Source organism: Lysinibacillus sp. UGB7 (assembly GCF_049058285.1).
GTDB classification, from domain to species: domain Bacteria; phylum Bacillota; class Bacilli; order Bacillales_A; family Planococcaceae; genus Lysinibacillus; species Lysinibacillus sphaericus_B.
Genome location: NZ_JBMGUV010000065.1, coordinates 1 through 7,783 on the forward strand (window position 1 = coordinate 1; position 7,783 = coordinate 7,783).

Below are 7,783 nucleotides of genomic sequence, written 5' to 3' on the forward strand. Positions count from 1 at the left end.
AATATGTTTGTTTACTTTAATGAAAACAATACTCGTAGTCTCTTTCTACAATGGCAAACTAGTTACTCTTAATCAAAGTTAAAACCTTGTTTTTTTAAAAATATTTTTAAAATATATTTGTTTTAAACTTGTTTATATCAATAAAAAAAACTACGAAAACAATTCGTAGTCCCTCTTTGTTTTAAGATAATACACCTGTTGTTAATAATGCAAAAACTAATGTCGCTGAGCCTGTTAGTGCAGCAACAATCAATACAACTAGAATTTCACGCAATATTTTTGGTCTTTCGATAATGTTATCGCTAGCACCTGCAAGTTTCACCATTAAAACAATAAATGCCAAAACACATGTAAGCGTAGCAAGCCCACTTAAAAACGCTAAAAACATTTTCCAATCAGAAAAAAAACGATCAAAAGCCGCTGATACTCCTTCTTCATTAATTCCTGAATGCATATTAGATGGTTGAGCAGCCCATGCTGAATTAAAGAAATAATTAACTCCAGCTATCATAGCTATCATAAACATAAATGCTTTAATTTTATAGACATCATATGCTCTTACTAAAATATTCATTTCATCACCTTCCTTATCTTTTTACTATTACTTTACGGATATACAAACCATCTTATTCCCTTTTTAATTATCGAATTTAAGTTATATACATAGAATATATAAAACAATTAAAGGAGTGATTTAATGACCAAAGGAAAAATTATTGGTTTCGATTCAGGAACTGATGGTGCAGGAAAAGAAGCACAAGCAACATTGCTTACTCAAGCTTTAAAACAAATGAATTACAATGTTCGACATATCTCCTTTCCTTGCTATGACCAGCCATCGAGCATTTTAGTAAAAAAATATCTGAATGGTGACTACGGAAAAGATGCCGCTGTATTAAATCCATATACAATTTCAACATTTTATGCTGTAGACAGGTTTAGCAGCTATTTAGAAGATTGGAAGAGCTTCTATGAAAATGGCGGAATTATCATTCTTGATAGATACTCGACTTCCAACATGATCTATCAAGGTACAAAGTTTAAAACGCTTGAAGAAGCCATAGCTTTCGGGAAATGGAATATTGATTTAGAACACACTTACGGAGGCTTACCTATGTGTGATTTAGTGCTGTATTTAGATGTCGATCCTAATACATCTGAAATGATGCGTAAAAATCGCCCGAATAAAAATCAAGGCACTACGGACATACACGAAGAAAACGCTGATTATATGAAAAAATGTTATAAACGAGGGCTAGGATTAGCTAAAGAATTTAATTGGAATGTTGTACAATGTGTTGAAGATGGCAATCTAAAGACTATCGATGCCATTCATAACGACATATTAAAGATGGTAGTCGATTTTATCGATAAATAACGACCAATTCTTTTTATAATCGTCAAAAATAATTGACACATTTACATCTCACTGATACAATTCTCTCTATCAAATAAAAAACACTAGCAATTGAAATGTTTGCTAAATAACTTTCAAGGAGATGATTACATCATGAGTATTTATGAATTAGATAATATTATTATCGGGGAGAAGTTGGACAGCGTTGATACCCTAAAAGAGCGAGGCTACGTATTAGTCGAGGATCACAAAGAAGATCGTGTAGAACATCGCATCGAAGAACTTTTAGAAGAGTATCAGCTAACCGGGGCAGATATTGCCGCATTAATCGGGCAAACTCGTCAAAGCATCAATAGGGCTATGTTAGGCACAACAATACCTTCTGTAGAATTTGCTTTACGCCTTGCCTTTGTTTTAGGAAAAAGCGTTGAGGACATCTTTAGCTTAGGTGGAGAAAGCTTATGGGTTGAAAAAATAATTGGTAGCAGCAACTCGTATATCTACTTACAAACAAAAGACTTAGTAATTTTAAATAAAGAATTACGTGACGAAGCCTTAGCTAAAAATAACGCAGAATACTGGAATGTACAAACCAACGAATTGCTATCAAGAGAGGAATATATTAATCGTCAAAAATCATATATTCAATCTCAAAAAGCGGCATTAATGGAAGAATTGAAAGCAACTAATCCTCATTTAAGCAATAATGAACGTTTATCTATTGCTGCTAAACAATTACGTGAAGAATTTGACACAGATTATGAGTTATTATACAAGCAAGTTGGGCGACTTTATGATCCGAAACAAATGCTCCAACTACGCCTGGATAAGAAGAAGAGAAAATAATGAAATCTATATTAAAAACTGCTGATAATTTCATTAAAAACTTATTCGATTCCGTATTTATTTCAAACGAAAAGTTATCTGTAATGAAGGAGGAGGAAAAAAATACACTCTTTCTTCATTACATGATTGCTTATAGCTTAATCATTATTGCCACAATAGGAATTTATAAACTTCTGACATTATAAGATATAAAATTAAATATAAAGGAGGGATTACATTGGAAAAACCAGCTCATATGGCAGCAGGAATTGCGACAGGTGTAACAATTTGCTTTACTACATTTTCTTTAGATAATTTTTCTCTACATGATGGATTAGCAACAGCAATTATCATGTTCGGTGCATTTTGGGGAGGAATGTTTCCTGATATTGACCATCCAAATTCTTATATAGGACGAAAACTAAGGATCACCTCATTCCTGCTTCGATATACAGTAGGGCATCGTGGTCCATTGCATTCGCCTCTCGTTCTATTTTTATTGTGTGGATTAGCAGGGGTATTTGTAAAAAGTTATGTCTCAGATTTTCATTATCAATACATCCTCATATTCCTAGCTTCATTTTTCTTAGGCACATGCAGCCATATTTTATTAGATGCTTTGACGAAACGTGGAGTACCTATATTATTTCCTTTTGTATGGAAAGACATTAGCATAGGGAACTTTACAACAGGGGGCGTAATGGAAAAATTCTTCACATTAGGTTTATGGGGATATACTTTTTTTATTGTTGCTTCCAACCTTAAATTAATATAATAAAGCTCCACATATTTCCTATTGTATGAAAAGACATTAACATAGGAAACTTTACAACAGTGGCGTAATGGAGAAATTCTTCATATTAGGTTTATGGGAATATACTATTTCAATGTTGTTTCCAACGCTACATCAATATAATGTTTCACGTGAAACGCAAAAAGAGATAACGAAAGTTGTTAATTAAAACAACTCATTATCTCTTTTTATTTACCATCTTATCTGTTTTACTTTTCCTTACCTCTTTAATCTTTTCTATCGTGTATTCAAGATATGCAGCCTTTAATAAAGTACGCAATTCCATAGAGAAGTAAAAAACGATTCCCATAATTGCGATGCTATAAAGACTTACAGTTTCACCGATTACTCTAAAATACGTAGCAAGTAATATAAACATAAACAACCAACTACATATCTTGCTTAATCCTCTTACAAGAAAAATCATATTTCGAACATTGCCAAAAATGTGCTGAATACGATCTACTCTACCAGGACCCACTGTTTTTAAAACTATTTCACTTAAAATTTGGTGTTCTTTTACAAACATCCAATAAGACACTTCTTTCATCAAATAAATCAAAATCAGCCATTCATACCAGGATAAACTTACAAGCACGCCATCACTTATCAATAAACTTGATTCAATTAATACCCATGTAAGAATTAATGGAGTAGCAATCATAAAATAATGAGCTGTTTCTTTACCATACTGAAAAAGACTAACAAAGTAACTTCGCATTATTATATCTATCTCCCCCTTTCAAAGTTTTGATATTACTATTATATCCTTCCAACCAAGAATTTATAGACAATGACCTTACCTAAACTACGCAACAGGAAAGTATAGTAAATTATAATTGACGTTGTATAAATATATTTGCTGGTGTATAATAAATCTACCAACAAGAAATAAGGGGGAATCATTCATGGCTCTACCACCGAATCATACGACTAATACTCAAAACAACCAACCTATTAATTATTTTGAATTACTCGTATTATGGACAAATGACATTTTAAAGGTGAATGGCATCCAGCTAAATTTCAAAGGCTATAAAGAAACAATTGCCGAATACCGACAGCTGAATGAAACGAATTATGAAAAGGCATGGCAGTTGGCAAGAGATTTAAACGCATGGAGCGAATATTTTGCAGACACAGCGAATTTAATTCAAAAGCTATACCTTGACGCAGATACAGACCGTATTGAACGCACTGCTGCAATTTCTACGCAATGTGATGAAAAAGTAGTGGCTAATGGTTATCGATTGGCTAACCAACATCAAGAAGTTGTAGCTATTCGTAGACGAAAAAATACACTACAAGCTTTTCATGAAGAACTAAAAGCCAAAGTGAAATTTTTGGAGCGTGCTCATTTCCATTGCAAATCGACTGCTGCTGCCAAAAATAGATTTTCAAACATGCATATGCCACAACGTTAAGAGGAACATAGGATGAAGAATGTCGAAGAGTTAATTAATCAAATTGACGATTTTAATCAATTAATTGCACATGTAAATTCTTTCTTAGAGCCAGCTCAATTTCCAATAAAATTTGAAGGTTATTCAGACACGCTCTATGATTTTTATCAATTACAAGATTACGACTTTCTTTCCATATTTGAAGTTAGTAAGGCGTGCCTATTTTGGAGTAATTATTTTTCGGAGCATGTATCAATCCTCATTTTCATGAAAGAGCATCACTTATTAAATCATGACTGGATGCGTGCAAAAGAGGATCTGAACAATCCTTCAAGATTTTATGAACAAGCTTGCTTAGACGAGTTTAACAAAGTTGCATTAATTGAAAAACTTATTGATAGAATCTACGCACATGTCGAAGCGTTTGATCAAGCTTCAGATCACTGCATAAGGCTTTACAATCGAGCGTTAGAGGCTTTAGACCACTATCCAAACTATTGACACCTAAATCCATCAGGTGTCTTTTTTTTTAAAACGATGATATAATTAATCGGAAATATTTAAACGAACAGGAGGTTACTGATTTGTCTACAACTACTCTTGATCAAAAAATTGCAAAAAAAGTAATTGAATCAATTGAAAATAATATGCCTATACTTTCGCATGAATTAGAGAAAAGATACAACACTCAAAATTTAATCAATCATGTTGAAAAATTACTTGAAGTGCATATTAACGAGATAAATAAAAGCTCTACATACGCATTCAGTGTAAATTCATCTTATCAACGTCAAAAGAAGTCAATTAAAACAAACAGCATTACAAGATATTTCTCATATATTAAAGATTCTAATTCAATTAATTTGAACAGACTAAAGAATATTGAACTAATTGAAGAATATATTGAAATGTATAATACTAAAGATACAATCATTCGAACAAAGCGAGTGCTTCCCAAAAAATTTGATGAATTTGTTCAAAATGAAATCAAAAAGAAAATAGTTGAAATTGAAAGATGGGAATCTGATAAAAGTGAACTTTTTGTAAATTACATCTTTTTCGACAAATTTTCTAAAAAAACTCAAGATAAATATGTTAAAAAAGATCTTGAATTCATTTTAATCAACCTTATTAGAAGTGATTTTATAGATAAAGCTACTTTAGAAATTGAAAGAATAAATGATGAGGAAACTACGATAACATTACCTTTAAGTATTGTTCAAAATAATCAAACTTCCTCGGATCGAGCAACAATAGAATTATCTCCGAGCATTGTTAATGTTGATGTACTTGAAAATAATAATCCAACAGGATCAATTAAGACCGATGGATATATTTCTGTAAACAAACTAAATAATTTTTTCTATCCTGAGACATATATCACTACTAGACAAGAAATATCAGATATTGATACGAATCAGAAATCTAGTATTTTAGAATATGGTCTACGCCCTGATGATTTACAATTGCTTACAACAGTCAATTCTTTTAATACTAAAAATTTTATTGAAAATAAAATAAATTCAGGTCCAATTATAGTTCCAATTGAAGAATTGCGAGAAAAATACTACCCTGATTCCAAATACACTAAAGCTAAACACCTCTCATCAATATTTAATTCGCTTAATAGGCTAACTAATATTGCTTTAGGTTACAGACATGACCGCCTAAATCAATTAGCGGTTGGCAATTTACCTAAATCAGAAACCTATTTCAGAATCATTACTGCTGTTACAAAAAACACTGATGTCGAAGGCAATTTAGAAAGTTTAAATATATATATGAGCCCATTCATATATGATGAATTAGCAAGTAAAAAAACTGTAAGCTTATATGGTGATTATGCTAAAAAATTAAAAGGAGCAGAATTGTCTTACTCATTTCCACTTCAGTTAAGACGTTTAACACATCATGCTGCCAAGGTTTTGAATGTACAAAACATAACATTTTCTGACACATACGATGAAAGTCTATCACTTAGCTTTTTTAGAGCTATTCACGTATTAAAATATCCAAAATTCCGCTATATTCATATAGTCAAAAATGCTTTAGAAACGCTTAAAGATAATAATTTAATCATACAAGATTATGATTTCGATGTAACAAGCAACTCATTTCTAATAAAATATTTACCTGTATCTGATAGAGAATATGAAGAATTCAACAACAATGAAATAGCACCTGTCGAACTTAGGGGTGTATTGGAAAAAATAAATACATCAAATTAAATGAGGCTTCTCTAGCCTCGTTTTTTTTTGCACGTAATTTTGGTACTACAAAACCATATTGTTTACACAAAGTAAGTGGGGCAGCAGCTTCTAGCGTTGTAACTGCATATGCAGTAGAAAAGGATACTAATGAAACCAGCACAGCTCTTCTTATTTTGCACGTAATTTTGGTACTACAAAACCACATTGTTTTCACAATGTAAGTGGGGCAGCAGCTTCTATTATTATAACTACATACGCAATAGAAAGGGATACTATTAAACCTGCACAGCTCTTCTTGTTTTGCACGTAATTTTGGTACTGCAAAGCTATATTGTTTTGCACGTAATTTTGGTACTGCAAAGCTATATTGTTTTGCATGTAATTTTGATACTGCAAAGCTATATTGTTTTGCACGTAATTTTGGTACTACAAAGCTATATTGTTTTTGCACGTAATTTTGATACTAGAAAACTACATTGTTTTGCATGTAATTTTGGTACTGCAAAGCTATATTGTTTTGCACGTAATTTTGGTACTACAAAGCTATATTGTTTTTGCACGTAATTTTGATACTAAAGCTATATTGTTTTGCACGTAATTTTGGTACTACAAAGCTATATTGTTTTTGCACGTAATTTTGATACTAGAGCTATATTGTTTTGCACGTAATTTTGGTACTACAAAGCTATATTGTTTTTGCACGTAATTTTGATACTAGAAAACTACATTGTTTTGCACGTAATTTTGGTGCTGCAAAGCTATATTGTTTTTGCACGTAATTTTGATACTAGAAAACTACATTGTTTTGCACGTAATTTTGGTGCTGCAAAGCTATATTGTTTTGCACGTAATTTTGGTACTACAAAACCATATTGTTTACACAAGGTAAGTAGGGCAGCAGCTTCTAGCGTTGTAACTACATATACAGTAGAAAAGGATACTAATGAAACCAGCACAACTCTTCTTGTTTTGCACGTAATTTTGATACTAGAAAACCACGTTGTTTTGCACGTAATTTTGATACTAGAAAACCACGTTGTTTTGCACGCAATTTTGGTACTACAAAACCATATTGTTTTGCACGTAATTTTGGTACTACAAAACCATATTGTTTTGCACGTAATTTTGGTACTGCAAAGCTATATTGTTTTGCACGTAATTTTGGTACTACAAAACCATATTGTTTTGCACGTAA

The 7,783-nt window shown here is 31.9% G+C and carries 11 protein-coding genes; 6 read left to right on the forward strand and 5 right to left on the reverse strand.

The annotated features are described in order from the left end of the window. Window positions 1-181 precede the first annotated feature (181 nt). Window positions 182-574 (reverse strand): hypothetical protein, encoded by a 393-nt coding sequence (locus ACOMCU_RS27610; protein ID WP_421052236.1) that lies wholly within the window; start codon window positions 572-574, stop codon window positions 182-184. A gap of 123 nt (window positions 575-697) precedes the next feature. On the opposite strand from ACOMCU_RS27610, the gene ACOMCU_RS27615 reads away from it, so the two are divergent. The 3 genes from ACOMCU_RS27615 to ACOMCU_RS27625 all read left to right on the forward strand — a co-directional run bounded on the left by ACOMCU_RS27615 (window position 698) and on the right by ACOMCU_RS27625 (window position 2,957). Beyond that, complete coding sequence (locus tag ACOMCU_RS27615) at window positions 698-1,378, forward strand: dTMP kinase (RefSeq protein WP_421052237.1); 681 nt, start codon at window positions 698-700, stop codon at window positions 1,376-1,378. A 132-nt stretch (window positions 1,379-1,510) separates the two neighbouring features. After that, on the forward strand, window positions 1,511-2,203 hold the full coding sequence (locus ACOMCU_RS27620) for a helix-turn-helix transcriptional regulator (protein ID WP_421052238.1): 693 nt from the start codon (window positions 1,511-1,513) through the stop codon (window positions 2,201-2,203). A 217-nt stretch (window positions 2,204-2,420) separates the two neighbouring features. Continuing rightward, window positions 2,421-2,957, forward strand: a complete 537-nt coding sequence (locus ACOMCU_RS27625; RefSeq protein WP_421052239.1) for a metal-dependent hydrolase — start codon at window positions 2,421-2,423, stop codon at window positions 2,955-2,957. Between the two features lie 196 nt (window positions 2,958-3,153). Here ACOMCU_RS27625 and ACOMCU_RS27630 read toward each other — a convergent pair whose 3' ends face one another. Further along, window positions 3,154-3,696: a hypothetical protein gene (locus ACOMCU_RS27630; protein ID WP_421052240.1), complete on the reverse strand. Its 543-nt coding sequence runs from the start codon at window positions 3,694-3,696 to the stop codon at window positions 3,154-3,156. Window positions 3,697-3,883: 187 nt separating this feature from the next. On the opposite strand from ACOMCU_RS27630, the gene ACOMCU_RS27635 reads away from it, so the two are divergent. The 3 genes from ACOMCU_RS27635 to ACOMCU_RS27645 all read left to right on the forward strand — a co-directional run bounded on the left by ACOMCU_RS27635 (window position 3,884) and on the right by ACOMCU_RS27645 (window position 6,606). After that, a complete protein-coding gene (locus ACOMCU_RS27635; RefSeq protein WP_421052241.1) occupies window positions 3,884-4,399 on the forward strand; it encodes a hypothetical protein in 516 nt (171 codons plus the stop codon). 12 nt (window positions 4,400-4,411) lie between these two features. Then, complete coding sequence (locus ACOMCU_RS27640; RefSeq protein ID WP_421052242.1) at window positions 4,412-4,879, forward strand: hypothetical protein; 468 nt, start codon at window positions 4,412-4,414, stop codon at window positions 4,877-4,879. Between the two features lie 83 nt (window positions 4,880-4,962). Beyond that, complete coding sequence (locus ACOMCU_RS27645; protein WP_421052243.1) at window positions 4,963-6,606, forward strand: hypothetical protein; 1,644 nt, start codon at window positions 4,963-4,965, stop codon at window positions 6,604-6,606. On the opposite strand, the gene ACOMCU_RS27650 is transcribed toward ACOMCU_RS27645, so the two are convergent. The 3 genes from ACOMCU_RS27650 to ACOMCU_RS27660 form a co-directional block, all read right to left on the reverse strand. After that, entirely contained in the window at window positions 6,569-7,039 is a 471-nt protein-coding gene (locus ACOMCU_RS27650; protein WP_421052244.1) for a hypothetical protein, read from the reverse strand. The genes ACOMCU_RS27645 and ACOMCU_RS27650 overlap by 38 nt on opposite strands. A gap of 307 nt (window positions 7,040-7,346) precedes the next feature. Continuing rightward, the gene (locus tag ACOMCU_RS27655) at window positions 7,347-7,544 is read right to left on the reverse strand and encodes a hypothetical protein (RefSeq protein WP_421052245.1); all 198 of its coding nucleotides are present in this window, start codon (window positions 7,542-7,544) and stop codon (window positions 7,347-7,349) included. Then, window positions 7,529-7,783, reverse strand: a 255-nt coding sequence (locus ACOMCU_RS27660; protein ID WP_421052246.1) for a hypothetical protein, incomplete at its 5' end; no start/stop codon positions are given. The genes ACOMCU_RS27655 and ACOMCU_RS27660, both read right to left, overlap by 16 nt.